The sequence below is a fragment of the Amycolatopsis sp. NPDC021455 genome (assembly GCF_040640995.1).
Classification (GTDB): Bacteria; Actinomycetota; Actinomycetes; order Mycobacteriales; family Pseudonocardiaceae; genus Amycolatopsis.
On sequence record NZ_JBFACT010000039.1, the window covers coordinates 51,039 to 76,589 of the forward strand.

Here is a 25,551-nt window from a genome sequence, read left to right on the forward strand (position 1 = left end):
TTGAACTGGTTCCCACCGTGGCCGCCCGAGCCCTGCTCGTTCTGGAAGATGTCACCGTGGCCGCCCGTGGAGGCCTGCTCGTTGAACTGGTTCCCACCGTGACCACCGGAACCCTGCTCGTTCTGGAAAATGTCGCCACCGCGACCACCCGTGGACGCCTGCTCGTTGAACTGGTTCCCACCGTGACCACCCGAGCCCTGCTCGTTCTGGAAAATGTCGCCGCCGCGACCACCCGTGGACGCCTGCTCGTTGAACTGGTTCCCACCGTGGCCACCCGAGCCCTGCTCGTTCTGGAAAATGTCGCCACCGCGACCACCCGTCGAGGCCTGCTCGTTGAACTGGTTCCCACCGTGGCCACCCGAGCCCTGCTCGTTCTGGAAGATGTCACCGCGGCCACCCGTCGAAGCCTGCTCGTTGAACTGGTTCCCACCCGAGCCACCCGAACCCTGCTCGTTCTGGAAAATGTTCCCCGAACCGCCCGTGGACGCCTGCTCGTTGAACTGGTTCCCACCGGAACCGGCCGAGCCCTGCTCGTTCTGGAAAACGTCGCCCGATGAAGTCGTCATCCTGTGCACTCCTGATCTTCGGATCGGTGAAGCCGGTGCCCCTCCGTTGTCATCCAGTCTTGGTGCGCGGGATGCTCCGGTCATGAGTAGCGCTCTACTCGGCTTCGCGGCGGCGGGCGGCGCCGATTACCTATGGGCCGTCGCCGGGGGTACTCCCCGGCTCCGGCCGGCCCACCACCGAAGCGAGCTCGCGGCGCCCGGAGATACCCAATTTCGCGTAGACACCGTGCAGCACGTTGTCGACCGTCCGGACCGACACGACGAGCCGGTCCGCGACCGCGCGGCTCGTGAGCCCGGTGGCCACCAGCCGGGCGATCTCCAGTTCCCGGACCGTCAGGTCGAGCGGGGTGTCCAGCAGTGCCAGGGCCGGCGTCGCCGCGTCCTCACAGGACGCCAGCCACCCCTTGGCCCGCTGTGCCGACGTGACCGCGCTGCCGAGTTTCCCCGCGGCGCGGTGGGCGCGGGAGGCCTGGACCGCGGCTTCCGCGGCGAGCAGCCGCGAGCCGGTGTCGGCGAACGCCGTCGCGACGGCGTCCAGCGCGGCCGCGTCCGCCGCCGACGCGGCCCGCGCGTGGTCCGCGTACAGCGGCCCCAGGAGCCCGCCCACGTCCGGGGGCGGATCCGCGTCCACTCCGAACCGGACCAGGTCGTGGCGGATCTCGGCCGCGACGGCGAGCCTGCCCGACGCCTCGGCGGCGGCCGCGGCTTCGGCGGCGAGGTCCGCCGCCCGGGACGTTTCGCCCCGCGCCGCCGCCGCCCAGGCGCGCGCCCACCCGCCGAGCGGACCCGGCAGGTCGACGTCCTCGGGCCGGCCGCTCATCGCCGTCGCCCGGCCCAGCGCCGCCGCGACGGCGGGGCGGAACTCGTGCGGCTGGTCGTGCCCTTCGACGGCGAGGGCTTCCCGCAGCCGGCGGATCGCGCCGCGGACGTCGCCGTAGGCCAGCGCGACCGTGCCGAGCGACGCCGCCGCGCCGGCGAGGGCCGGGCCCCAGCGGTCGCCGACCGCGTCCCGGTAGCCGGCGCCGGCCAGGTCTTCGGCTTCTTCGAGCCGGCCCGCCCGGCACAGCGCGACGATCCGCGCGTGCTCCAGCCGGACCCGCGCCCCGGGCGCGGAGGCGTCGGAGATCCGCGCCGCGATGGCCAGGCCTTCTTCGACGACGCCGAGGCACGCCTCGGTGCGCCCGGCGTCGGCCAGGGCCCCGGCCGCGACGACCAGCGCCCCGAGCCGGAGCGGGTCGCCGCGGCGGTTGCGGTCCAGGACCGGTCCGAGCAGGTCGAGGGCGGTCCGGCAGACACCGGCCGCCGCGCGCAGCGCCGCCCGGGCGGTGACCAGGTCGTCCGCGGTCCCCGACACCGCCGTCTCCGCGGTGTCCAGCACGGCTTCGGCGTCGTCCGCGCGTCTCAGGCCGAACGCCAGGTTGAGCGCACGGGTCGCCGCGACGCGGGCGTGTTGCGCGTCCGAAACCGTCTCGCCGGCCAGCTCGGCCAGCAGGGCGTCGGCGTCGGCGTGCCGCCCGCCGGCGATCCGGACCTGGGCGAGCAGGAACTTCGCGCCGAACCCGCCGCCCGACCGGACGGCTTCCGCCGCCAGCTGCTCCGCCTGCGGGAAGTCCTTGCGCAGCAACGTTTCCGCCGCCGCGCGGACGAGCTGCGGGTCGATCGGCAACCCGGCGGCCAGCCGCCACCGCACCAGCCGGGGCTTGTCCTCGGCGCGCCGGGCGCCGGTGAGGTCCAGGGTCTGGGCGAGGATCCGGTAGGTGTCGCGCTGGCGCAGCGGAGACGTCCGGCGCCGGATCACCTCCGCGTAGAGCGGATGCGCCAGCCGGACGTTCAGCCGCCGCCCGGTGCGTTCCGACACGACGAGCCCGGCCTGCTCGGTGGAGGCGAGGACGCGTGCCGCGCCGAGCCGGACCAGCGGTTCGCAGCCCAGCGGCTCCCCGAAGGCCAGCAGTTCCAGCAGCCGCCGTTCGTCGGCGTCGACCCGGTCGGTGCGGGTTTCGATCAGCTCGACCAGCCGCGGGGTCGCGGTCAGGGTGCCGCTCCACCGCCACACACCGTCCACGGCCGACAGCGAACCGCTGTCCAGCCCGCCCTGGATCAGTTCGCGCAGGAACAGGGGGTTGCCGAGGGACAGGTGCCACAGCCGGTGCTCCGCCCCGTCTTCGAGCCGGCCGCCCAGCGCCGCGGTGATCAGCTCGGTGGTCTGCGGGCGGGTGAGCTCGCGGACGTCGAGCCGTTCGGCGACGCGGTCCTTCCACATCGCGAACACCGGGTCCGGCACGCTCACCCCGTGCGGCGCGATCACGATCACGAACGCCGACGCGGTCGCGGCCAGCTGGTGCACCAGGGTCGCGGACAGGTCGTCGAGCAGGTGGGCGTCGTCGACGCAGAGAACGAGACGCCGTCCTTCCGCGCCGCGGGTGAGGTGGCCGGCGACCTGGTTGAGCCGGTGCGCGCGGTCCGCCGTGCCGTCGGCGCTGCCGGGCAGCAGGTGCGCGAAGGCGCCGAACGGGATGGTCGAAGCGGAGGACATCGCGCGCACCCAGTGCGTGCGCGCGCCCCCCGCGGCGAGCTCGGCCAGCAGCACCTTGGCCAGGCGCGTCTTGCCGGCGCCGGCGCGCCCGGTCAGCAGCAGCCCGCACACTTCGGCGTCGGCCAGCGCCCGGCGCGCGAGCACCAGTTCCTGCTCGCGGCCGACCAGCGGCCAGTCGTTCGCCACACCCACTGCCTCCCCACCCCTCGCCGGTTTCCCGGTGATTGCGCACACCCGTCGCTCGGATAATGACTACGCCGGGCCCGCCCGAGTACCGGATCGGCGCAGCGATTTGGCATAGATCGGCGAACGGCGCGAAAAATAGGACACATCGGACAGTCGATCTTCGATTTCGTGAGCATTTCCCGAGCATTCCGCGGAAACCGTGATCAAAGGTTCCCCGGTGATTCTTTTTCCGGTGTCACTGTCATTCCTGGGACGCACGACGGCACCACCGCGTTCCACCCGAGTCCGAGACAGCGTCCCCATCGGACGGCCAGGATGAGCCAAGCCCCGTTCTCCGACGTGAGGATCCGAGGATGACCCGATTGCCCGCGCTCGCCGTCTCCGCGCTCGTCGCCGCGGCGGTGCTGACGCCCGCCACGGCCCACGCCGCGAGCCCGCCGTTCACCGGCTCGGTGTTCCGGGCCACGCACAACAGCTATTCGGGCGACGTCGACGGCGCCAAGGGCGCTCTGGCCTACCAGCTCGACCACGGCGTGCGGTTCGTTGAGCTCGACGTGCACGACAACGGCTACGCCACCACCCACGACTACGCGGTCGGGCACGACTCGCCCGGCGACCTCGTCGACCACGGCGGCGGCAACCCGGCGTCGAACAACCTCCGCGACTGGCTGGCGGCGGTGAACACGTGGGCAGCGCAGCACCCGGCCGCCGCGCCCATCGTCGTCATGCTCGACCTCAAGGACGACCTGACCGACAACCCCTCGTTCGCGGCGGGCAACCTGACCGCGCTCAACCAGGAACTGGAGTCGGTGTTCGGCGGACGGCTGCTGCGGGCGAAGGACTACCCGGCGGCGCAGCCGGACGTCGACGCACTGCGCGGGCGCGTGCTGCCGCTGCTGTCCGGCGACGGCGGCTCCCGCACGGAGTACAAGCGCGACGTCGGCTACCACCCGGCGGTCGCGCTGAACGGCCGTGGCCAGGTCGTCGAGGTGCACGACTCCGGGGCGGGCGGGCTCTGGTACTGGACCGGGACCTACGGCACCGACGGGCGGGTCACCTGGCTGCGGCACGGGAAGTACGACAACGGCCGGACGCCGGCCGTCGCGCTCGGCGACGACGGCGACCTCGTCGAGGTCCATCAGTCCGAGGGCGCGTCCACGCTCTGGTACCACGTCGGCAAGCTGGGCGCGGACGGCGAGATCACGTGGCAGGCCAGCCACCAGTACGACAACGGCGTGCTGCCGACGGTCGCCTTCACCGACGCGACGCACCTGCGGGAGATCCACCAGAGCCAGAACACCAGCCAGAACTGGGACTGGACCGGCGTGCTGTCGGGCACCACCGTGTCGTGGACCGGCAACGCCAAGACCTCCGACGCACGGTTCGCCAAGGTGACGGCCACCGCCGCCGGCCGCACGGTGTCCGTGTGGACCGGCGCGGACGGCCCGACCCCGGCGCAGACGCTGCGGGCCGACACCGACCGGGTCGCCGGTGACCGGATCCGCTACCGGCAGGTCGCGTTCGACGAGTTCCAGAAGGGTGACGGCGCGGAGCTCCAGCAGGGCGCGCTGTTCTACGGCGCCCCCGCATCGGAGTCGGCGTTCATCACCGCGGCCCGCCAGTCGGGCAAGCTGGTCCGCGGCTGGGACTTCGACTCGCCGAGCCAGGCGACGACACCCCTGGCGAGCTACCCGGCGACGAACCACCCGTACGACTCCTGGTACCGGAACCTGCTCGCCCAAGCGGGCGCGGTCGAGTAGCGGGCCACCGGCGAGGAGTCCGGAACTGTCGGTGCCCTCCGGTAACGTGGAAAACGGGGGGCGCCCCCGCACACTGACGCACACTGACGACGGCCGTCAGCGCTTCGCCAGTGCCCGGTAAGCCGCCGCGGCGACGCTCTGCCGCATGAAGAACCTCTCCGTCCTGATCTCCGGCGCGAGCATCGCCGGGCCCGCTCTCGCGCACTGGCTGACCCGCTACGGCTGCACCGTCACCGTCGTCGAACGTGCGCCGGGCGTGCGGCCCGGCGGCCAGGCCGTCGACTTCAAGGGCGCCACCCACCGGACCGTGCTGGCGCGGATGGGCGTCCTCGACGAGGTCCTCGAGCGGCAGACCGGCGGCCAGGACCAGACGATCGTCGACGCCGCCGGGCGCCCGCGGGCGGTGATCCCCGGCGAGTTCACCGGCGGCGAAATCGAGATCCGCCGCGGCGACCTCGCCGAGATCCTCTACGCGCACGCCCGCTGCGAGTACCTCTTCGGCGACACCGTCACGGCGCTCAGCGAGGCCGCGGACGGCGTCGACGTCACCTTCGCCCACGCGCGGCCGCGCCGGTTCGACCTGGTCGTCGGCGCCGACGGGATCCACTCGAACGTCCGGCGGCTGGCGTTCGGCCCGGAACGCGACTACGTCGAGTACCTCGGTTACCACTACGCGCTGGCCGAACTCGGCGAAAAGGTCGCCGGCAGTGAAGCGGTGATGTACAACGAGCCGGGCCGGATGGCCGCCGTAGGCGGGCCGAAGGCGCAGGCGTTCTTCGTGTTCGCCTCCCCCGAGCTGGACTACGACCGCACCGACACCGGCAAGCAGCGGCAGCTGCTGATGGACGCCTACCAGGGCGCCGGCTGGCGGGTACCGGAACTGATGGCCGAGATCCCCCGGGCCCGCGAGTTCTACCTGGACTCGCTCAGCCGGGTCACGATCGACCGCTACTCCCGCGGCCGGGTCGTGCTGCTCGGCGACGCCGCCTACGGCAACACCCTCGGCGGCTTCGGGACCGGCCTCGCGGTCGTCGGCGCGTACGTGCTCGCCGGTGAGCTCCTCGCCGCGGACGGTGACCACCAGGTCGCCTTCGCCCGCTACGAGGACCAGTTCCGCGGCTACGCCAAGATCGCGCAGCGCGGCAGCGCGGGGCCCTTCCTCGCGCCGCCGTCACCGCTGCGGATCAAGCTGCGGGACTGGACGTTCAAGTCCCGCGTCCTGCTCGGCCTGATGCTCAAGGCGACCGACAAGTTCGCCACGGACATCGAGCTGGCGGACTACGCCTCGGGCTCGTAGGCCAGGTTCGGCCGCAGCCACTGCTCGACCTCGGCGACCTCGACGCCCTTGCGGCGCGCGTAGTCCTCGATCTGGTCGCGGCCGAGCCGTCCCACGGTGAAGTAGCGGGAGTCCGGGTGGGCGAAGATCAGCCCGGACACGCTCGCCGCCGGCGTCATCGCGAACGACTCCGTCAGGCCCATGCCCAGCTCGTCCGCTCCCAGCAGCTCGAACAGCTCGCGCTTCTGGCTGTGGTCGGGACTGGCCGGGTAGCCCAGCGCCGGGCGGATGCCGCGGAAGCGCTCCGCGTGCAGGTCTTCCAGCTTCGGCTGGGCGTCCGGCTCGAACCAGTCGCGGCGGGCCCGCAGGTGGATGTACTCGGCGAACGCCTCGGCGAGCCGGTCGGCCAGCGCCTTGACCATGATCGCGCGGTAGTCGTCCTGCTCGGCTTCGAACCGCTTGGCCAGCGCCTCGGCGCCGTGGATGGTCACGGCGAAGCCGCCGAGGTGGTCGCCCGCCGGGGCGAGGTAGTCCGCCAGGCAGCGGTTCGCGCGGTCTTCCGGCTTCGCCGTCTGCTGCCGCAGCATGGGGAACCGGACGTGCGAGTACTCGCCGTCGAGCAGGATGTCGTCGCCTTCGCGGTGCGCGGGCCAGTACGCGTACGCGCCCTTCGCGGTCAGGCTGCCGTCGGCGATGATCTGGTCGAGCAGCGTGTTCGCGTCGTCGAACAGTTCCCGGGCGACCGGCTGGTCGAGGATCGCCGGGTACTTGCCCTTGAGCTCCCACGCCAGGAACAGGAACTGCCAGTCGACCATCTCCCGCAGCTCGGCGATCGACGGCGTGAGCACACGGACCCCGGTGAACAGCGGCGCCGGCAGGTCGTCGAACGCCACGCGCTCGGGGTTCGCGCGGGCCTGCTCGAGGCTGAGCATCGGGCGGCGCTGCTTGCTCGCGTGCTGCTCGCGCAACACCTCCTGCTCGGCCCGGTTCTTCTCGGCCAGCACGATGGAGCGGTCCGGGTCGAGCAGGTCGGACACCACACCGACCACGCGCGAGGCGTCCAGCACGTGGACCGTCGCGTTGTCGTAGGCCGGCGCGATCTTGACCGCGGTGTGCTGGCGGGACGTCGTGGCGCCGCCGATGAGCAGCGGCATCTTCAGCCCGCGCCGCTGCATCTCGGTGGCCACGGCGACCATCTCGTCCAGCGACGGCGTGATCAGCCCGGACAGCCCGACCGCGTCGGCGCCTTCGGTGACCGCGGTGTCGAGGATCTTCCCGGCCGGCACCATCACGCCGAGGTCGATGACCTCGTAGTTGTTGCAGCCGAGCACGACGCCGACGATGTTCTTGCCGATGTCGTGGACGTCGCCCTTCACCGTGGCGAGCACGATCTTGCCCTGCCCGCCCGTCGACGCCAGCCGGCCCTCCGCGCGGGCCTTCTCCTTCTCCGCCTCCATGAACGGCTCGAGGTAGGCGACGGACCGCTTCATCACGCGCGCGCTCTTGACCACCTGCGGCAGGAACATCTTGCCGGAGCCGAACAGGTCGCCGACGATCTTCATGCCGTCCATCAGCGGGCCCTCGATGACTTCGAGGGGCCGGGCGAACTGCTGCCGCGCCTCTTCGGTGTCTTCCTCGATGTAGTCGACGATGCCGTGCACGAGCGCGTGCGAAAGCCGCTCCGCCACCGGGCCTTCGCGCCACGACAGGTCCACGACGCGCTTGGTGCCGCTGCCCTTGACGTTTTCGGCGAAGCTCACCAGCCGGTCGGTGGCGTCTTCGCGCCGGTCGAACAGCACGTCCTCGACCAGTTCCAGGAGGTCCGCCGGGATGTCCTGGTACACCGCGAGCTGGCCGGCGTTGACGATGCCCATGTCCAGCCCGGCCTTGACGGCGTGGAAGAGGAACGCCGAGTGCATCGCCTCGCGCACGACGTCGTTGCCGCGGAAGGAGAACGACAGGTTGGAGATGCCGCCGCTGGTCCGGGCGCCGGGACAGCGCTCCTTGATCCGGGGCAGCGCTTCGATGAACGCCTTCGCGTAGCCGTTGTGCTCGGCGATGCCGGTGGCGACGGCGAGGACGTTCGGGTCGAAGATGATGTCCTCACCGGCGAAGCCCGCCTGCTGCGTCAGCAGGTCGTACGCGCGGGCGCAGATCTCGACCTTGCGGTCGGCGGTGTCGGCCTGGCCCCGCTCGTCGAAGGCCATCACGACGACGCCGGCGCCGTAGTTCCGGATGGTGCGGGCCTGGGCGAGGAACGGCTCCTCGCCCTCCTTGAGGCTGATCGAGTTGACCACGCCCTTGCCCTGCACGCAGCGCAGGCCGGCTTCGAGCACGCTCCACTTGGAGCTGTCGACCATCACCGGGATCCGGGCCACCTCGGGCTCGGTGGCGATCAGGTTGAGGAACGTCGTCATCGCCTGCTCGGAGTCGAGCAGGTCGGCGTCCATGTTGACGTCGAGCAGGTTGGCCCCGCCGCGGACCTGCTCCAGCGCGACGTCGACGGCGCCCTGGTGGTCGCCGGACTCGATGAGCCGCCGGAACCGCTTGGACCCGGTGACGTTGGTGCGCTCGCCGATCATGACGAACCCGGTGTCGGCGCCGATACCGAACGGCTCCAGCCCGCTGAAGCGCGTGTGCGTGCGCGGAGCCGGTACTTCGCGCGGCCTGACGTCCTTCGCCGCGGCGGCGATCTTCTCGATGTGCGCCGGTGTCGTACCGCAGCAGCCGCCGACCAGGTTGACCAGGCCGTCCCGGGCGAACCCGCCGAGCAGCCCGGCCGTCTCCTCCGGCGTCTCGTCGTAGCCGCCGAACGCGTTCGGCAGCCCGGCGTTGGGGTGGCAGGCCACGTAGGTGCCGGCGAGCCGGGACAGCTCCTCGACGTGCGGGCGGGCCTCCGCCGCGCCCAGTGCGCAGTTGACCCCCACGATCAGCGGTTTCGCGTGCTCGATCGAGGTCCAGAACGCCTCGACGGTCTGCCCCGACAGCGTCCGGCCGCTCAGGTCGACGATGGTGACGGAGATCCACAGCGGCAGGTGCGGGGCGACCTCGCGGGCGGCGGCGACCGCGGCCTTGCAGTTCAGCGTGTCGAAGATCGTTTCGATGAGCAGCAGGTCGACGCCGCCTTCGGCGAGCCCGGCGATCTGCTCGGCGTAGGTGGCCTTGACCTGCTCGAAGGTGACGGCGCGGTAAGCCGGGTCCTCGACCTTCGGCGACAGGCTGAGCGTGACGTTGAGCGGGCCGATCGACCCCGCGACGAACCTGCCGCCCGCTTCGTCGGCGGCCTGGCGGGCCAGCTGCGCGCCGCGGACGTTCATCTCGTGGACGTGCGCCTGCAGGCCGTAGTCGGCCTGGCCGATGCTGGTGGCGGTGAAGGTGTTCGTCGTGGTGATGTCCGCGCCCGCGGCCAGGTACCGGCGGTGGACGTCGAGGATGACGTCCGGGCGGGTGAGGTTCAGCAGGTCGGGGTCACCGGTGACGTCGTGGGTGTGGTCGCCGAAGCGGTCGCCGCGGTAGTCGGCCGGGGTCAGCCCGGCGCCCTGCAGCATGGTGCCCCAAGCGCCGTCGAGCACGGCCACCCGCCGGTCGAGCAGCTCACGCAGACGCGTTCCGGACTCGTGCGGGGTGTTCACCGGCAGCCTCCCTCGGTCGGGAGGCGCCCTTGGTTGGTCATTCCCGGCCGAGCGTGGCGGACCCGGTGGTCCGTTGCAGCGCCTCTCGGCCTGTGGTCGAGAGTACTGGAACCGGCCCGTCGCACGCCATCCCGGTGCGCCGCGGCGTCCACCCACTGGGACACCGTCCGTCCACAATGGATTATCCGAGTCACTCCACACCTCCGTCGGCCGATCACGCGCACCTGCGGGCACCGAGTGTGCCAGCCCGATATCGAGCACCTCTGAAGGTCACTCAAGGTAGCCGACCATTCCCGGAGCGCGACGGCCGGGCGGCTTGAAAACTGAAACACGTTCTAATACGCTCCGCGGGTGGACTACGGAATCGTGCTGTTCACCAGCGACCGGGGCATCACCCCGGCGGCCGCGGCGCGCGCCGCGGAGGCCGCCGGGTTCGCGACCTTCTACGTCCCCGAACACACCCACATCCCGGTGAAGCGCGCGTCGCCGCACCCGCGCACCGGCGACGCGTCCCTGCCCGACGACCGCTACAGCCGGACCCTCGACCCGTGGGTCGCGCTCGCGACGGCGGCCGCGGTCACGACCCGGATCCGGCTCTCCACCGCCGTCGCCCTGCCGGTCGAGAGCGACCCGATCACGCTCGCCAAGACCATCGCGAGCCTCGACCACCTCTCCGGCGGCCGGGTCACGCTCGGCACCGGGTTCGGCTGGAACGTCGACGAGCTGACCGACCACGGCGTGCCCGGCAACCGGCGCCGCACCGCGCTGCGCGAGTACCTCGAGGCGATGAGTGCACTGTGGACGGAGGAGGAAGCGTCCTACGACGGCGAGTTCGTCTCCTTCGGACCGAGCTGGGCGTGGCCGAAGCCGGTCCAGGCCCACATCCCGGTGCTGCTCGGCGCCGGCCCGACGGAGAAGACGTTCCGCTGGATCGCGCGCCACGCGGACGGCTGGATCACCACGCCGGCCGACAGCGACCTGGACGGGCACGTGGCCCTGCTGAAGGAGATCTGGGCCGCCGAAGGCCGCGAGGACGCCCCGCGGATCTGCGCGCTCGGCGAGCGACCGGACCCGGAACGCCTGGCACACCTGGCTGCCCTGGGCGTGACCGAGACGATCTTCGGTCTCCCGGACCGCGCGCCGGAGGAAGTCGAAGCCTGGATCGGGCGGCTCGCCGGGAAGCTCACGCTCGCCCCCGCGCACTGAGCCTTCCGGTACGGCTCATCCGGCGTGCCCGGCGGACGGGAGGTGGACGACGACGTCCAGGCCGCCCGCCGGCCGAGCGGCGATGGCGATCTCACCTCCGTGTGCGGTCACGATCGCGTCCACGATGGACAAGCCGAGGCCGATCCCGCGGCCGGGGTGGATCCGTGCGCCGTCGCCGCGGACGAACGGCTCCCGGAGCCGGCCGACGGTCTCCGGCGCGATCGGCACGCCACTGTTCCCGATGCGCAGGAACACCCGCCCGTCCGTGCCGCCGGTGGCGACCTCGACATGGCCTCCGGAACGGTTGTGGCGGACGGCGTTGTCGACCAGGTTGCCGCACATCCGTTCCAGCAGGACCGGTTCACCTCGGACCGGTGCGGGCCGCAGGTCGGCTCGCACGGTGAGGTCCACGCCGTCGAGGCTGTTCGCCACGACCTCGGCGAGGTCGACGCGGTGCCGGCGGCCGGCGCCGGCCTGGCTGCGGGCCAGCACCAGGAGTCCGTCGAGGATGTGCCGGCTCCGCTCGACGGCGGTCCGGACGTCGCCGGTCATGGCCAGCAGTTCTTCGGTACCGGGCCGGCTGTCGAGGGTGACGTCGATGGCGATGCGCATGGTGGTCAGCGGGGTCCGCAGCTCGTGGGCGGCGTTGGCGGTGAACATCCGCTGGCTCGCGAGCACCCGGTCGCGCTCGGCGACGCCGTCGGAGATGCGGTCCAGCATCCCGTTGACGGTGGCGGCCAGGGTGGCGAGCTCGTCGGCGGGCGCGGTGACCGGCACCCGCTCGGACAGGTTCTCCGCCGAGAGGCGCCGTGCGGTGGCGGAGATCGTGCGGAGGGGCCGCAGTACCCGCCCGGCCACCAGCCATCCCACGACCGCGGCGAGCGCGGTCACCACCACGAGCGCGATCGCGGCCTGGGTGACGAAGTCGGTGAGGGTGACCGCCTGGATCGAGGGCGGCAACGGCGGTATCCCCGCCGGCCCCGGTGCCGGGCCGAGGGTGATGACCGAGACCCGATGACCGCCGTTCCCGCGCAGCAGCAGGTAGGTGAGCGTGGTCAGGAGGGCGCCGGCGGCGAGAACCAGTGCGGCGTAAAGGATCGTGAGCCGGCCGCGGGCGGTCACGGGACGATCCGGTAGCCGGCACTCGGCACGGTCCCGACGAGCGGCGGGTCGCCGAGCTTGCGCCGCAACGTACCGACGGTGATCCGGACCGCGTTGGTGAACGGGTCGGCGTGCTCGTCCCATACCTTGTCGAGCAGCGTTTCCGCGCTCACCACCGCTCCTCCGGCGGCGAGCAGGTGCTCGAGCACGCCGAACTCCTTGGGCGTCAGGTGCAGGAGCCGGCCCGCGCGTTCCGCGGTGCGCCGTGCCGGATCGAGCACCACGTCGCAGGCACGCAGGACCGGCGGAATCGCGGGCGTGCTGCGGCGGGACAGTGCCCGTACCCTGGCGACGAGCTCGGAGAACGCGAACGGCTTGCCGAGGTAGTCGTCGGCGCCCAGCGTGAGCCCCTCGACCCGGTCCTCGACCGTGCTGGACGCGGTGAGCATCAGGATCCGCGCCGCGCCCCGCCCGGCGAGCTCGCGGCACACCGCGTCCCCGTGCACCACGGGTAGATCCCGGTCCAGGACGACGACGTCGTAGGGCGTGACCACGCACTTGTCCAGCGCGGTGCGCCCGTCGGACGCGACGTCGACGGCGAACCCGTGCTTACGCAGGCCGACCGCGACGTACTTGGCCAGCGGTTGTTCGTCTTCGACCAGCAGCACCCGCACGCGGGCAGTGTCCCGCGCGCGACATATGGATCACGTATGGGCCGGCCATCGGTCCTCGATCGGCCGTGCTCGGTAGACCTTCGGCCATGACCACGACACGACGATCCGTCCTGGGCCTGCTCGGCGCTTCCGGTGCGATGCTCGCCACCGGCGCCGTCGCCGGAGCGGCCGCCGCCATCCCCACCTCCGTCGACGTGCGCGCGTTCGACCGGTTCGTCAGGGAACAGGCGGCCATGGACGCGTTCTCCGGCAGCCTGCTGCTGGTCCACCGGGGACGGCCCGTGCTGGCCAGGTCGTACGGCCGGGCCAACGACACCGCTCCCAACGGCCCGGACACCCTGTTCGCCATGGCCTCGGTGACGAAGCTCTTCACGGCGGTGGCGATCGCTCAGCTCGCGCAGGCCGGCAAGATCGCTTACACCGGCACACTGGGCACTTATCTGAGCGGTTTCCCCGCCGGGATCGCCGACACCGTGAAAGTCCACCACCTCCTCACCCACACGTCCGGCCTCGGCGACACCTTCACGATGCCCGGGTACCTGGAGGAAGCGCTCACCTGGACCGAGGTCGACCAGGTGATGAACGGCACGACGGACTACATCCGGCGGACCTCACCGGAGTTCGCGCCGGGAGCCGGGTCCCGCTACAGCAACGCCGGCTACCACCTGCTCGGCGCGATCGTGGCCCAGGTGTCCGGGAAGTCCTACTACGACTACGTGCGTGAGCACGTGTTCCGTCCGGCCGGCATGACCAGCACGGACTTCCACACCAGGCCACAGTGGCACACGGACCCCCGCATCGCCCACCCCTACGCGAAACAACCGTCCGGCGGACGCGCCGACACGATCGACCAGCGGCTGTACGTCGGCACTCCCGCCGGCGACGCCTTCACGACGTGCGCCGACATGGCCCGTTTCGCGTCCGCGCTGCAGGGCTCGAAGCTGCTCGACCGCGCCTTCACCGGCATCACGCTGAGCGGCAAGGTGCCACCCCCGTCGCAGCCGGGCCCGCCGCCCGGCCGGACGCCCGGGGCTCCGCACGTCGCCTTCCAGTGCTACGGCCCGGTGACGCTGCTGGTGAACAACCAGTGGGTGACGGGCCACGGTGGCGGCGCTCCCGGCACGTCGACCGACTTCCAGATGTACCCCGGCACCGAGTGGGTGACGGTGATCCTGAGCAACTACGACTACGACGGCGGGCCCCCGCCGGTCGTGATGAAAGCGCGCGACATGATCACCGCGTGACTTCCGAGTACTCCCCGCACTCCGACGCGGAACAGCACACCGAACCGGCGGGACACGGACGAATCCGTGCCCCGCCGGTGTCCGACTCCCCGGGTCAGCTCTTGACCGCGACCCCCTGCCGCGCCCGGAGGTCGAGCTCGATCTGCTCCAGCGTGCGGCCCTTGGTCTCCGGGACCAGCCACTTGGTGAGCACGAACAGCACGACGTTGATCCCGGCGAAGACGAACATCGAGCCGCCGATGCCGAGGGACTTCGGGTCGGAGATGAGCGGGAACACCGCGCTCACGATGCCGGTCGACGCCCACAGGACCACGCTGCTGACGCCCATGCCGGTCGCGCGGTACTTCAGCGGGAAGACCTCGGACATCATGACCCAGACGACCGCGCCCCAGCCGAGCTCGTAGCCGACCAGGTAGAGCACCATCATCACCAGCATCAGGATGCCGCGCGTGCCGGTGTCGTGGACGTTCAGCACCACGAGCCCGGCCGCCACCAGCGTGATCACCATGATCACGTTGCCGATGAGCAGCAGCGGCTTGCGGCCCCAGCGGTCCACCACGAACACGACCCACGCGGTGAACAGGAACTTCGTGACACCGAGCAGCACGCCCGACAGCAGCGCGGCCTGCGTGGCGAAACCGAGGCCGATCAGCATCGTCGGGAAGTACGCGTTGATCGCGTTGACGCCGCTGAACTGCTGGCCGATCGCGAGCAGCAGCGCCACGACCAGCATCGGCCGCACGAACCCGGAGAACAGGTCGCGGATCCGCGGCTTGTCCTCGGTGTCGAGCCGGATGACCTCGTGGATGGTCGCGATCTCCTCATCGAGGTTCACGGTGTTGCCGTGCGCGCTGGCCAGCACCCGCCGGGCCTCGTCCTCCTGGCCGTTCTTGACCAGCCACCGCGGCGTCTCGGGCAGGAACACCAGGCCGACGAGCAGGATCACCGCGGGCACGATCGCGCCGGCGAACATCCACCGCCAGGCCGAGACCGGGCCGAGCCAGTAGCTCACCAGGAACGCGATGAGGATGCCGAGCACGATGAAGATCTGGTTCAGCGCGCCCATCGCGCCGCGCAGCCGCGCCGGGGCGAGTTCGGACAGGTACGTCGGGACGGTCGAGGAGGAAAGGCCGATCCCCAGCCCGATGACCAGGCGCGAAAGCACCAGCAGCACGAACGTCGGGGAGAAGCTCGCGGCCAGCGTGCCCACGATGACGATCGCCGCCGCGACCATGATCGTGCGGCGGCGGCCGAGGGCTTCGTTGGTGCGGCTGGAAAGCAGCGCGCCGACGATCGCGCCGACCGACAGGCTGGCGGTGATCACGCCCTTGTCCCAGCTGGTCAGCGCCCACAGTTTCCCGATGAACGGGAGCACCCCGGAGATCACGCCGAGGTCGTAGCCGAAGAGGATGCCGCCGAGCGCACCGAAGAAGTACAGGGTGGTCCGGCCGATGTGCCGCGCCGGGGCGGTTTGCGTCATTGCCTGGTCGCCTCTTCCGTAGATCCAATACAGCGTAGGTCCAGTCCAGCCAGCGGCCACCACACTCACACGCCGCAAAATGGCGGGCAAGAAGATCCGTGATAACAATTCAGAAACCTGATCGCCGTTCACATATATGATTCCGACAAATCCGGCTCCCAGTCCACTGTGGACAGTGTCGGACGCCGAAATCGTCGAACGCTTTACAACGCTCGGAACGCTGGCTTACCTTCCCCTGGAAGCGCTCCCAGAGTTGTGGAGGCAGACGTGCACAACGCCGTGCGAAGCCCGCGTTCCCGTTCACTGAGACGACTGGTGGCGAGCACGCTCGCCCTCGCCCTGCCCGCCGCCGTCGCGGTACTGGCCGGCGCGCCGGAGTCCCCCGCCGCCCCCGCGCCGTACACGTGGCGCAACGCCGAGATCGGTGGTGGCGGGTTCGTCCCGGGAATCATCTTCAACCAGACCGAACCCGGATTGGCCTACGCCCGCACCGACATCGGCGGTGCGTACCGGTGGAACGCCTCGACCGGGCGCTGGATCCCGCTGCTGGACTCGGTCGGCTGGACCGACTGGGGCCACAACGGCGTCGTCAGCCTGGCCACCGACCCGGTCGACCCGAACCGCGTCTACGTCGCGGCCGGGATGTACACCAACAGCTGGGACCCGAACAACGGCGCGATCCTCCGGTCGGCCGACCGCGGCGCCACCTGGCAGGCGGCCGCGCTGCCGTTCAAGCTCGGCGGCAACATGCCCGGCCGCGGCATGGGCGAGCGGCTCGCGATCGACCCGAACCGCGACAGCGTCCTCTACCTCGGGGCCCCCAGCGGAAACGGGCTCTGGCGCAGCACCGACTCCGGCGTCACGTGGGCGAAGGTGACCAGCTTCCCCAACCCCGGCAACTACGTGCCCGACCCGAGCGACACCACGGGCTACCAGAGCGACAACGAAGGCGTCACCTGGGTGACGTTCGACCCGACGACCGGCAGCCGCGGCAGCACCACGCAGACGATCTACGTCGGTGTCGCGGACAAGCAGAACACCGTCTACCGCAGCACCGACGGCGGCACGACGTGGGCGCGGCTGGCCGGCCAGCCCACCGGGTACCTGGCGCACAAGGGCGTCCTCGACGCGGCCGGCGGCTACCTCTACCTCGCCACCAGCGACACCGGCGGCCCCTACGACGGCGCGAAGGGCGACGTCTGGAAGTACGCCACCAAGACCGGCACCTGGACGCGGATCAGCCCGATCCCCTCCGACAGCTCGGACGACTACTTCGGCTACAGCGGCCTGACGATCGACCGGCAGCACCCGAACACGCTGATGGTCGCCACCCAGGTGTCGTGGTGGCCGGACGTCATCTTCTTCCGCAGCACCGACGGCGGCGCCACCTGGACCCGCATCTGGGACTTCTCGAGCTACCCCGACCGGTCGCTGCGCTACACGCAGGACATCTCCTCGGTGCCCTGGCTGACCTTCGGCACCCAGCCCGCTCCCCCGGTGCCGTCGCCGAAGCTCGGCTGGATGACCGAGTCCATGGAGATCGACCCGTTCGACTCGAACCACCTGCTGTACGGCACCGGGGCGACCATCTACGGCACGTCCGACCTCACGAAGTGGGACAGCGGCGGGAAGATCACGCTCAAGCCGGTCGTCGGCGGCCTCGAGGAGACCGCGGTGCTCGACCTGATCAGCCCGCCGTCGGGCGCTCCCCTGCTGTCCGCCCTCGGCGACATCGGCGGGTTCCGGCACGACAGCCTCGACGCCGTGCCGGCCACGATGTACACCCAGCCGGTCTTCACGACGACCACCAGCCTCGACTACGCCGAGCTGACCCCGGCGACGATCGTGCGGGTGGGCACGCTGGACCGGAGCGCCCGGCCGAACGACAACCGGATCGCCTTCTCGACCGACGGCGGGAAGAACTGGTTCCAGGGCGCCGAGCCGGGCGGGAACGCCGGCGGCGGCACGGTGGCCGCGGCCGCCGACGGCAGCCGGTTCGTCTGGAGCCCGGACGGCGCGAACGTCAGCTACTCCGTCGGCTTCGGCAACTCCTGGACGGCGTCGGCCGGCATCCCGGCCGGTGCGGTGGTCGAAGCCGACCGCGTCGACCCGAAGCGGTTCTACGGGTTCGCCGCCGGCAAGTTCTACGTCAGCACCGACGGCGGCGCGAGCTTCACCGCGACCGCGGCGAGCGGGCTGCCGACTGGTTCCGCGCACTTCAAGGCGATTCCGGGCGTGAAGGGCGACGTCTGGCTGGCCGGCGGTTCCGGCACGACCTACGGTCTGTGGCACTCCACCGACTCCGGAGCGTCCTTCACGAAACTGGCCGGGGTCGCCGAAGCCGACAACATCGGGTTCGGCAAAGCCGCGACCGACCGGACGTATTCGACGTTATACACCATTGCCAAGATCGGCGGGGTGCGGGGGATCTTCCGGTCGGACGACGCGGGTGTGTCGTGGACGCGGATCAACGACGACCAGCACCAGTACGGCAACATCGGGGCGGCGCTGACCGGGGATCCGCGGGTGTACGGCCGGGTGTACGTCGGCACGAACGGGCGGGGTGTGATCATCGGCGACTCCGGCGGCGGTGAGCCTCCGCCGCCCACGACGACCACGACGACCACACCGCCGCCGACCACCACGACGACACCCACACCGCCCACCACGACGACGCCGGTGCCGTCGGGGTCGTGCACGGCCGCCTACACGATCACCAACCAGTGGCAGGGCGGGTTCCAGGCCGGGGTGAAGATCGGGAACACCGGCACGGCCCCGGTGAACGGGTGGACGGTGACGTGGTCGTTCACAGGCGGCCAGAAGGTGACGCAGGCGTGGAACGCCCAGGTCACCCAGACCGGCGCGGCGGTGTCGGCGGCGGACGCGGGCTGGAACCGGGTGGTGCCGGCGGGCGGCAGCGCGGAGTTCGGGTTCACCGGCAGCTCGGGCACGGCGAACGACAAGCCCGCGACGATCTCGCTGAACGGGCGGCCCTGCACCACGTCCTGACGAAGTCCGTGAAGGCCTCCTTACCGGCTCTTATGGCCGGTAAGGAGGCCTTCACGGACTTCGGGTGAACGGGCGGAGGGGGTTTCAACCCACCCCCAGGCGGTTGAAACCCCCTCCCCGCGCCGCCGGCCGGTCGCCCGGCCCGAGCAGCCGCAGCCTGCTCGGGCCCGGTGCCGGCGGTGACCCCCACTCTTCCCGTTGCGCCCGGCAGCCGCCATTCCTGTCGAAACGCGACTTTTTCGGCCCATCACAACCCGGCTGAGCTGCGGAAACAGCGTCTCGTGGTGCCGGAAATACCCAGCGGGACGGCCAAAAGTTATCCGGGCGCCGCGGCCCTCATCCGTGCTCCAGGACGACCTTCCCGATGTGGGTGCCGGACGCGAGGTGTTCGAGGGCGCCGGCGACCTCCTCGAAGCCGAACCGGCGGTCGATCACGGGCTTGAGGCCGGTGTGTTCGATGGCCCGGTTCATCGCCTGGAACGTCTCCCGGGAGGCGTTGGTGAGCCCGCGCAGGGTCAGCTGCTTGACCAGGACGAGGATCGGGTCGGCGCCGCCTTCGTGGGTCAGCACGCCGGCGACGCTGACGTGCCCGCCGTAGCGGGCGGCGATCAGCGACTGGCCGATCGTGCCCCCGCCGCCGACGTCGACGACGTGGTCGGCACCGCCGCCGGTCAGCTCGGCCACGGCGGCACCCCACTCCGGGGTGGCCGTGTGGTCGAGGGTCTCCGTGGCGCCGAGCGCGCGCAGCCGCTCCAGCTTCGCGGCGGAGCCCGACGTCGCCACGACGTGGGCGCCGCCGAGCGCGGCGAACTGCAGCGCGAACGTGGACAGGCCGCCGCTGCCCAGGGTGAGCACGGTCTGGCCGGGCACCAGCCCGCCTTCCTCGACGACGGCACGCCACGCCGTCACGCCGGCGCTGGGCAAGGTGGCGGCCTCGGCGTAGTCGAGGTGCGCGGGCACGGCGACGAGGGCGTCCTCGGCGAAGACGGCGTACTCCGCGAGCACGCCGTCGAGCGTCCCGGCCAGGTCGTCCGCGGTCTTCTCGGGTGTGCCGGGGCCGGACAGCCACCGCGGGAAGTACGTCGCCGCCACCCGGTCGCCCGCGGTCCACGCGCGCACGCCGTCGCCGACCGCGACGACCTCGCCCGCGCCGTCGGACAGCGGGACGACGTCGGGCTTGACCGGCTTCGGGTAGAACCCCTTGAGGATCATCAGGTCGCGGGCGTTGACCGCCCACCCGAGCATCCGGACCAGCACCTGGCCGGGACCGGGTTCGGGGACGTCGCGCTCGCCCAGGACGAGCTCGGTGCCGGGCCGGGGCAGGGAAAAGTACTTCACGGCGGCTCCAGGGGTGCGGGTGGGCTAACGGGGCCAGTGTGTCGAAGTCGCGAGCTCCCGGTCGACGGTTCGCAGCAGCTCCGGCGTCAGTTCGGCGAGCGAGGCCGCGAAGTGCCGTACCCCGCAGGCGGTCATGAACTCCCGCTGCCGCGCGTGGGCGGGGCTCGCGGGGAACCCGACGAAGCCGGCGCCGTGCGCGCGGGCGTCCTCGGCCACCCGGCTCACGTCGTCGGCGAACACGATCTCGTCGAAGGCGACGCCGAGCACGCGCCGGGCGATGTGGTCGACGCCCGGGCGGTGCTCGTTGATGCTCACGTACGGCACTTCGGGGTCGAGCAGGTCCACGAAGTCACCGAGGTACTCGTCGAAGGTGTGCTCCCGCGTCCGGCCGCCGTAGCAGACCAGCCGGACCGGGAGCTTCGCCAGCGCCTCCAGGCAGTCCCGCACGCCCTCGGCGACGCGGATCGGGTGCTCCGCCAGGTACTCCTGCCGCGCCGCCCACAGCTGTTCCAGGGTCTTCTCCGGCGGCTGGCCGAGGCCGCAGAGCCGGGTGATCTTCTCCGCGACGACGATGTCGCGCAGCCCGATCACGTCCCGCTCGGCGTCGGCGTCGTACCCGCCGCCGTGATCGGTGACGAAGCGGGCGATCACGGCCAGGTAGGTGTCGTCGACGAGCACGCCGTCGCAGTCGAGCGCGACCGCGCGGAGCTTCTCGAACCCGGTCACCGCTGGGCGAAGACTTCGCGCGCGGCCGCGACGGCGTTGAGCGCGGCCGGGAACCCGCAGTAGAACGCCAGGTGCAGCACGGTTTCCACGACCTCCCGCTCGGTGCCGCCGACGTTCAGCAGGCCGTGGATGTGCACCTTCAGCTGCGGCAGCGCGGTCCCCAGCGCGACGCACGCCGCGATCGTGACGAGCTCGCGCCGGCGCAGGCTCAGGTGGGGGCGGGGGTAGATCTCGCCGAAGGTGAACTCGACGATGTAGCGGGCCAGGTCGGGGGCGATGTCCTGCAGCGCCTCGGCGACCTTCTCCCCCGCGTCGCCGTCGATCGCCTTCATCGCGGCCAAGCCGCGTTCGTAGCGGTCGGCGATGCCCGCCCACGGCGGCGTCTCGGCGGTTTCGGACTGCGGAGGTTCCTCGTCCGGCAGGCTCTCGAACAGCGTTTTGAGCTGCCCCAGCGCGTTCAGGGTCGCCGGGAACCCGGCGAACGAGCTGACGTGGATGACCGCCTCGACCAGCCCGCGGCGGGTGCAGCCGACGGTGAGCGCGGCCTTGGCGTGGAACTGCAGCTGCGCACCCGCGTAGCCGAGCGCGGTGAGCGCGGCGACCGTCACCAGCTGCCGCTCCGGCAGCGGCAGGCCGGGCCGGTGGTAGACGTCGCCGTAGATGAACCCGACGCACTGCTCGCCGAACTCGGCCTCCCCGATGCTCGCGAACAGGTCCAGCACGGCGGGCCGTTCGACCCCGCCGAGCCGCTGGATGAGGTTCAGGCCCTGGGCGAAGGACGCGGAGCGGTCCTGCTCCTGCACTTCGGACATCGTGGTGTGGTTTCCCTTCCGGAGTGGATTTCGGCTAGCCGAGGTAGGCCCGGGTGGCCTGGTCGGCCTTGCGGCGTTCCAGTGCGTCGATGCGCCGCTGCGCCACCATCGCGTACTCGATGGTGGCCGTGGCCACGGTGCGCTCGTGCTGGCGCACCGCCGTGGTGGCGCGGAACTTCAGGTGCGTTTCCCGGCTGACGTCGGACTCGACGATCAGTGACTCGACGGTCGCCGGGAGCGGGAACAGGAAGTCCTCGAAGGACAGGTCGATCCGTTTCCACACCCCGGCGTACCCGGCCGGGGGCAGGCCCGGGCGGACCGCCGTCTCGAACTGCGCGATGCAGATCTGCCGCATCGCCTCGATGATCACGATGCCCTGCACGTGCTCGCCCGTGTGGTGGTCGAGGACCAGCTCGTTGTCCCGGTGGATCCGCAGCCCGGCCCGGCACCGCGCGGCCGCCGGGTGGTGCACGCCGGCCAGCAGGACGTTCTCCGGCCGGTCCTTGTGGACGGTCCCCGGCGGTTCCGGCGCCGCCCGGAACCGCTGCGGGTCCGCGACGCACACCTCGACCTCGCTCTTTTCGCGGGCGGCCTCGATGAGGTCGAAGTCCGCCGCGTCGATGCCCTGGCCGAGGTGGACCACCCAGCGCCCGCCGTCGACCGCCGGGCCGCCGGAAGCGAGCAGGGCCAGCAGGTCCGACAGGGTGAGCACCCGGTCCCCGCGGGCGAACCGGGCGAAGCGGTCGGCGACCACCACCACGTCCCGCCGGGTGTCTCCCGCCAGCGCCCGGACCCGCTGGTGAGCGGCCTCCGCCGGCCGGGCCGGGTCTCCCGTCACGGCCGCGCCGACGCGGAGGCGTCCAGGAGCGCTTCGGCGAGGTGCCGGGCGGCCGGAGCCGAACGCCACCGCCGCCCGGACAGCTCGGCGGCCAGCAGCTTCAGCGTGGCGCGCACCATGTCCGGCTGCTTGGCCACGTCCGTGTCCAGCAGCGGTTCGACGTGCGCGGCGGCGCCTTCGAGATCGTCGAGCCGCAGGTGCGCGCGGCCCGTGTCGATCCGGATCATCGGGTCCATGGCCTCCCAGCGGTCCTCCGGCGACAGCTTTTCGTAGGCCTCCCGGGCGGTGGTGAACTCGCGCAACGCGGCGGTGGCCTGCCCGACGGCGAGCAGCGAGGTGCCCGCCATGTAGTGCCGCCGGTCCTTCGTGATGTTGAAGAAGCGGTCCTCGCCGCCGGCGCCGAGGTCCGGGTCCTCGATGCTCGTCCAGTGCGCGATCGCGTCCAGCACCTGCCGCTCGGCCTGCACCGACGACCAGCCGCGGGCTTCGGCGAGGATCAGCGGCGCGTCCGTGAGCCGCCCGCCGACCTGGTAGGTGAGCCCGTCGGCGGCCAGCTTCGCGGACTCGACGCCGTTGCCCGCCCAGAAGGCCACCCGCGCCTGCGACGTGCGGACCCAGCGCCGGGCGAGGAAGTCGTCGGCGTACTGGGTGTAGAGCCAGGCCGCGGAGTTGAGCTCGCGCGAGAGCCGGTACCGCCCGAGGTCACCGGCGATCCACGCCATCATCGCCGAGCACTTCGCCCCGGCCAGCAGCAGGTCTTGCGTCTGCTTCGGCCGCTGCCTGCCCTTGAGCATGGCCGACACCCGTTCTTCGACGACGGCGAGCTGGCCGAGGATCGCGTCGGGCGCGGTCCGGGTGTAGACGCCGCCCAGGAAGTCGAGGTCCGACCACAGGTCGTCGAGCTGGGTGTCGTCGACGTTGGTCTTCGTGAGCAGGATCGCGTCATCGAGGACACCTGCCCCGATTTCCTCGTCCGCGCGCTCTTCGACGCGGGCTCCCCCGCGAGCCGGCGGCGGCGCCCCGGGCTCCGCGTCGGCGTGGTACTCGGCGAGGTCCTTGGCCGGCAGCTGCTCGAGGTCACGCAGGCCCAGCAGCGACTTCCAGCCCGTGCCGTACACCGTGGCCAGCACCCGCAGGGCCGCGACGGTGGGCCGGACGCCGCGGTCGGGCCACTGTTCGTACTCCCAGATCCGGGTGCCGCGCATGCCCGCGCGCGGATCGCCGGTGACGGCGTTGTAGCGGTCCGCGGCGACGTCGAGCGACAGCTCCGACGCCAGCCGCCACGCGGTGCGCGGCGGGGTCCCGCATTCGACGATCAGATTCTCCGCCACCCTGGCCGGGATGGCCTCCTCGGGAAAGCCCAGGGCGGCGAGCCGGTCTCGCAGCCGGGCACGGTAGGGCTTGCTCCCTGGCTTGACCTGTCGACTCATCGTTCGTCCAAGGATTTCCGAGTACGGGTCCCCTCGGTCAGACAGTACCGCAGCGTGACAGCCGCGGCCCATCATGTCACCGGTGTCCGGACCGTGCGATCGGCGAGAAGTTGAGCCCGCAACGAGGATTCCGCGCCGTGCGGCCTTCCTGTCCACAGAGGACTCGACGCACGCGTGGTGAGCGCGCCGGGACGTCTTGAGAGCGCTCCCAGTCGACCGGAACCGGAGCCCGCGGCGGATCCGATCGTGATCTTGGCCCGGATTCGCGGAATCCACTCCAACGGCGGCATCCGGCGACCCTCGCCGGTGGCGCAGCGCGACCACGGCATCTCCTGTCCCCACAACGGCTTCGGCCGTTCAGGAGCGTTCAGTGGACGACGGAAGCAGCCCGCCTCCGGAAAACCGACCACCTGATCGGACCACAGCCGGGCGGGCCTTTACAACAGCGACACGCGGGGGTTACCTTCTCGTCGGCTGGAAGCGCTCCCATGCCAGGTCGCCTCGCCAGAACGCGGCCAACCACCCAGGGGCGCCGTGGTGCAGGCCACGGCGCCCCTGTCCGTGTCCCGGGAGGATCCCCGATGAAGAGGTTCGCCGCTGCCCTCGCCGGGCTCTGCCTGGCCGCGGCGGGCACCACCGCCGTCGTCGCCGCCGGGCCCGCCGCCGCCGCGCCGGCCTGCTCGGTCGTTTACCGCGTCAACCAGTGGCAGACCGGGTACACGGCCGACATCACGGTGACCAACGGCGCCACCGCGCTCTCCTCCTGGGCCCTCACCTGGCACTACACCGGCACCCAGTCGGTCACCTCGGCGTGGAACGCCACCGTCCGCCAGACCGGGAACGCCGTCACGGCCGAGAGCCTCCCCTACAACGCCGCCCTGCCCGCCGGCGGCTCGGTTTCGTTCGGCCTCCAGGGCACCTACAGCGGGACGAACGCCGAGCCCACGGACTTCGCGCTCAACGGCGTCTCGTGCGGCGACACCGCTCCCCCGACGACGACCACCCCGGCCACTCCGACGACGCCGACCACGACCACGTCCGGGCCGCCGCCCGCCGGGTGCGCGGGCGCGGCGATCTGCGACGACTTCGAGCAGCAGACCGGCGGCACCCCCGGCGGCCGCTGGACCGTCGGCGCGGCCAACTGCACCGGTACCGGCACGGTCGCCGTCGACAGCACCGTCGCGCACTCGGGCTCCCGCTCGGTCAAGGTCACCGGCCAGGGCGGCTACTGCAACCACGCCTTCCTCGGCACGAGCCTCGGCAGCGTCTCCTCGGGCGCGTTCTACGGCCGGTTCTGGGTCCGCCACACCACCGCGCTGCCCACCGGCCACGTCGCCTTCATGGCGATGCGCGACACCGCCGACGGCGGAAAGGACCTGCGCGCCGGCGGGCAGAACCGGGCCCTGCAGTGGAACCGCGAGTCCGACGACGCGACGCTGCCCGCGCAGAGCCCGGCCGGGGTCGCCCGGAGCGTCCCGCTGCCGACGGGCACCTGGTCCTGCTTCGAGTTCCAGCTGGACGGCCCCGGCGGCAAGCTCCGGACGTGGCTCGACTCCACCGAGGTGCCCGGGCTCGTCGTCGACGGCGTCCCGACCCCCGACGTCGACCAGCAGTGGCTCGGCCGGGCCTGGCACCCGGCCGTGACCGACCTGCGGCTCGGCTGGGAGAGCTACGCCGGCGACGCCGACACGCTGTGGTTCGACGACGTCGCCGTGGGCACCTCGCGGATCGGCTGCTGAG

The 25,551-nt window shown here is 71.7% G+C and carries 17 protein-coding genes and 1 riboswitch; of the genes, 7 read left to right on the top strand and 10 right to left on the bottom strand.

From position 1 onward, the window contains the following. Nucleotides 1-557 (top strand): hypothetical protein (locus tag AB0G28_RS32385; protein ID WP_361097707.1); only part of this gene is annotated, 557 nt, incomplete at its 5' end. A gap of 139 nt (nt 558-696) precedes the next feature. Here AB0G28_RS32385 and AB0G28_RS32390 read toward each other — a convergent pair. After that, the gene (locus tag AB0G28_RS32390; protein ID WP_361097710.1) at nt 697-3,285 is read right to left on the bottom strand and encodes an AAA family ATPase; all 2,589 of its coding nucleotides are present in this window, start codon (nt 3,283-3,285) and stop codon (nt 697-699) included. Between the two features lie 353 nt (nt 3,286-3,638). On the opposite strand from AB0G28_RS32390, the gene AB0G28_RS32395 reads away from it, so the two are divergent. Together AB0G28_RS32395 and AB0G28_RS32400 are read left to right on the top strand one after the other, a co-directional pair. Then, nucleotides 3,639-5,045, top strand: a complete 1,407-nt coding sequence (locus AB0G28_RS32395; protein ID WP_361097713.1) for a hypothetical protein — start codon at nt 3,639-3,641, stop codon at nt 5,043-5,045. A 145-nt stretch (nt 5,046-5,190) separates the two neighbouring features. Next, a complete protein-coding gene (locus AB0G28_RS32400; RefSeq protein ID WP_361097716.1) occupies nt 5,191-6,342 on the top strand; it encodes an FAD-dependent monooxygenase in 1,152 nt (383 codons plus the stop codon). On the opposite strand, the gene metH is transcribed toward AB0G28_RS32400, so the two are convergent. Beyond that, nucleotides 6,324-9,953, bottom strand: a complete 3,630-nt coding sequence (metH, locus tag AB0G28_RS32405) for a methionine synthase (RefSeq protein ID WP_361097719.1) — start codon at nt 9,951-9,953, stop codon at nt 6,324-6,326. The two genes, AB0G28_RS32400 and metH, sit on opposite strands and share 19 nt — an antisense overlap. 14 nt (nt 9,954-9,967) lie before the next feature. Continuing rightward, nucleotides 9,968-10,046: riboswitch (S-adenosyl-L-homocysteine riboswitch) on the bottom strand. Between the two features lie 258 nt (nt 10,047-10,304). On the opposite strand from metH, the gene AB0G28_RS32410 reads away from it, so the two are divergent. Next, nucleotides 10,305-11,159 carry a TIGR03619 family F420-dependent LLM class oxidoreductase gene (locus AB0G28_RS32410; RefSeq protein WP_361097722.1) on the top strand — a complete coding sequence of 285 codons (855 nt, stop codon included), beginning with the start codon at nt 10,305-10,307 and terminating at the stop codon, nt 11,157-11,159. Nucleotides 11,160-11,174: 15 nt separating this feature from the next. Here the strand turns inward: AB0G28_RS32410 and AB0G28_RS32415 are convergent, their stop codons facing one another. Further along, nucleotides 11,175-12,281, bottom strand: coding sequence for an ATP-binding protein (locus AB0G28_RS32415; protein ID WP_361097725.1), 1,107 nt, complete (start codon nt 12,279-12,281; stop codon nt 11,175-11,177). Further along, complete coding sequence (locus AB0G28_RS32420; RefSeq protein WP_361097728.1) at nt 12,278-12,934, bottom strand: response regulator transcription factor; 657 nt, start codon at nt 12,932-12,934, stop codon at nt 12,278-12,280. Before AB0G28_RS32420 ends, AB0G28_RS32415 begins: the two co-directional genes overlap by 4 nt. An 86-nt stretch (nt 12,935-13,020) precedes the next feature. Here AB0G28_RS32420 and AB0G28_RS32425 point away from each other — a divergent pair, with 86 nt between their 5' ends. Continuing rightward, on the top strand, nt 13,021-14,178 hold the full coding sequence (locus AB0G28_RS32425) for a serine hydrolase domain-containing protein (RefSeq protein WP_361097731.1): 1,158 nt from the start codon (nt 13,021-13,023) through the stop codon (nt 14,176-14,178). A gap of 94 nt (nt 14,179-14,272) precedes the next feature. Here AB0G28_RS32425 and AB0G28_RS32430 read toward each other — a convergent pair whose 3' ends face one another. After that, entirely contained in the window at nt 14,273-15,658 is a 1,386-nt protein-coding gene (locus AB0G28_RS32430) for a sugar porter family MFS transporter (RefSeq protein WP_361097734.1), read from the bottom strand. Between the two features lie 315 nt (nt 15,659-15,973). On the opposite strand from AB0G28_RS32430, the gene AB0G28_RS32435 reads away from it, so the two are divergent. Further along, nucleotides 15,974-18,667 (top strand): cellulose binding domain-containing protein, encoded by a 2,694-nt coding sequence (locus tag AB0G28_RS32435; RefSeq protein ID WP_361097737.1) that lies wholly within the window; start codon nt 15,974-15,976, stop codon nt 18,665-18,667. Nucleotides 18,668-19,003: 336 nt separating this feature from the next. Here the strand turns inward: AB0G28_RS32435 and AB0G28_RS32440 are convergent, their stop codons facing one another. Genes AB0G28_RS32440 through AB0G28_RS32460 form a run of 5 tightly spaced genes read right to left on the bottom strand, consistent with a single transcriptional unit; the run spans nt 19,004 to nt 23,811 of the window. Next, entirely contained in the window at nt 19,004-20,005 is a 1,002-nt protein-coding gene (locus AB0G28_RS32440; RefSeq protein WP_361097740.1) for an NAD(P)-dependent alcohol dehydrogenase, read from the bottom strand. Nucleotides 20,006-20,029: 24 nt separating this feature from the next. Then, nucleotides 20,030-20,731, bottom strand: coding sequence for an HAD family hydrolase (locus AB0G28_RS32445; protein ID WP_361097743.1), 702 nt, complete (start codon nt 20,729-20,731; stop codon nt 20,030-20,032). Continuing rightward, nucleotides 20,728-21,543 carry a carboxymuconolactone decarboxylase family protein gene (locus AB0G28_RS32450; RefSeq protein ID WP_361097746.1) on the bottom strand — a complete coding sequence of 272 codons (816 nt, stop codon included), beginning with the start codon at nt 21,541-21,543 and terminating at the stop codon, nt 20,728-20,730. The genes AB0G28_RS32445 and AB0G28_RS32450 overlap by 4 nt, the downstream gene beginning before the upstream one ends. Nucleotides 21,544-21,577: 34 nt before the next feature. Continuing rightward, the gene (locus AB0G28_RS32455) at nt 21,578-22,381 is read right to left on the bottom strand and encodes an AfsA-related hotdog domain-containing protein (RefSeq protein WP_361097749.1); all 804 of its coding nucleotides are present in this window, start codon (nt 22,379-22,381) and stop codon (nt 21,578-21,580) included. Further along, on the bottom strand, nt 22,378-23,811 hold the full coding sequence (locus AB0G28_RS32460; protein ID WP_361097752.1) for a hypothetical protein: 1,434 nt from the start codon (nt 23,809-23,811) through the stop codon (nt 22,378-22,380). Before AB0G28_RS32460 ends, AB0G28_RS32455 begins: the two co-directional genes overlap by 4 nt. Before the next feature lie 581 nt (nt 23,812-24,392). Here AB0G28_RS32460 and AB0G28_RS32465 point away from each other — a divergent pair. After that, nucleotides 24,393-25,550: a cellulose-binding domain-containing protein gene (locus AB0G28_RS32465; RefSeq protein ID WP_361097755.1), complete on the top strand. Its 1,158-nt coding sequence runs from the start codon at nt 24,393-24,395 to the stop codon at nt 25,548-25,550. The last annotated feature ends 1 nt before the right edge of the window (nt 25,551 follow it).

What these genes read in the sequence shown, in the direction of transcription:
- AB0G28_RS32430 (WP_361097734.1), bottom strand. Translation starts at nt 15,658, where the DNA reads ATGACGCAAACCGCCCCGGCGCGGCACATCGGCCGGACCACCCTGTAC.
- AB0G28_RS32460 (WP_361097752.1), bottom strand. Translation starts at nt 23,811, where the DNA reads ATGAGTCGACAGGTCAAGCCAGGGAGCAAGCCCTACCGTGCCCGGCTG.
- AB0G28_RS32400 (WP_361097716.1), top strand. Translation starts at nt 5,191, where the DNA reads ATGAAGAACCTCTCCGTCCTGATCTCCGGCGCGAGCATCGCCGGGCCC.
- AB0G28_RS32395 (WP_361097713.1), top strand. Translation starts at nt 3,639, where the DNA reads ATGACCCGATTGCCCGCGCTCGCCGTCTCCGCGCTCGTCGCCGCGGCG.
- AB0G28_RS32465 (WP_361097755.1), top strand. Translation starts at nt 24,393, where the DNA reads ATGAAGAGGTTCGCCGCTGCCCTCGCCGGGCTCTGCCTGGCCGCGGCG.
- AB0G28_RS32425 (WP_361097731.1), top strand. Translation starts at nt 13,021, where the DNA reads ATGACCACGACACGACGATCCGTCCTGGGCCTGCTCGGCGCTTCCGGT.
- AB0G28_RS32450 (WP_361097746.1), bottom strand. Translation starts at nt 21,543, where the DNA reads ATGTCCGAAGTGCAGGAGCAGGACCGCTCCGCGTCCTTCGCCCAGGGC.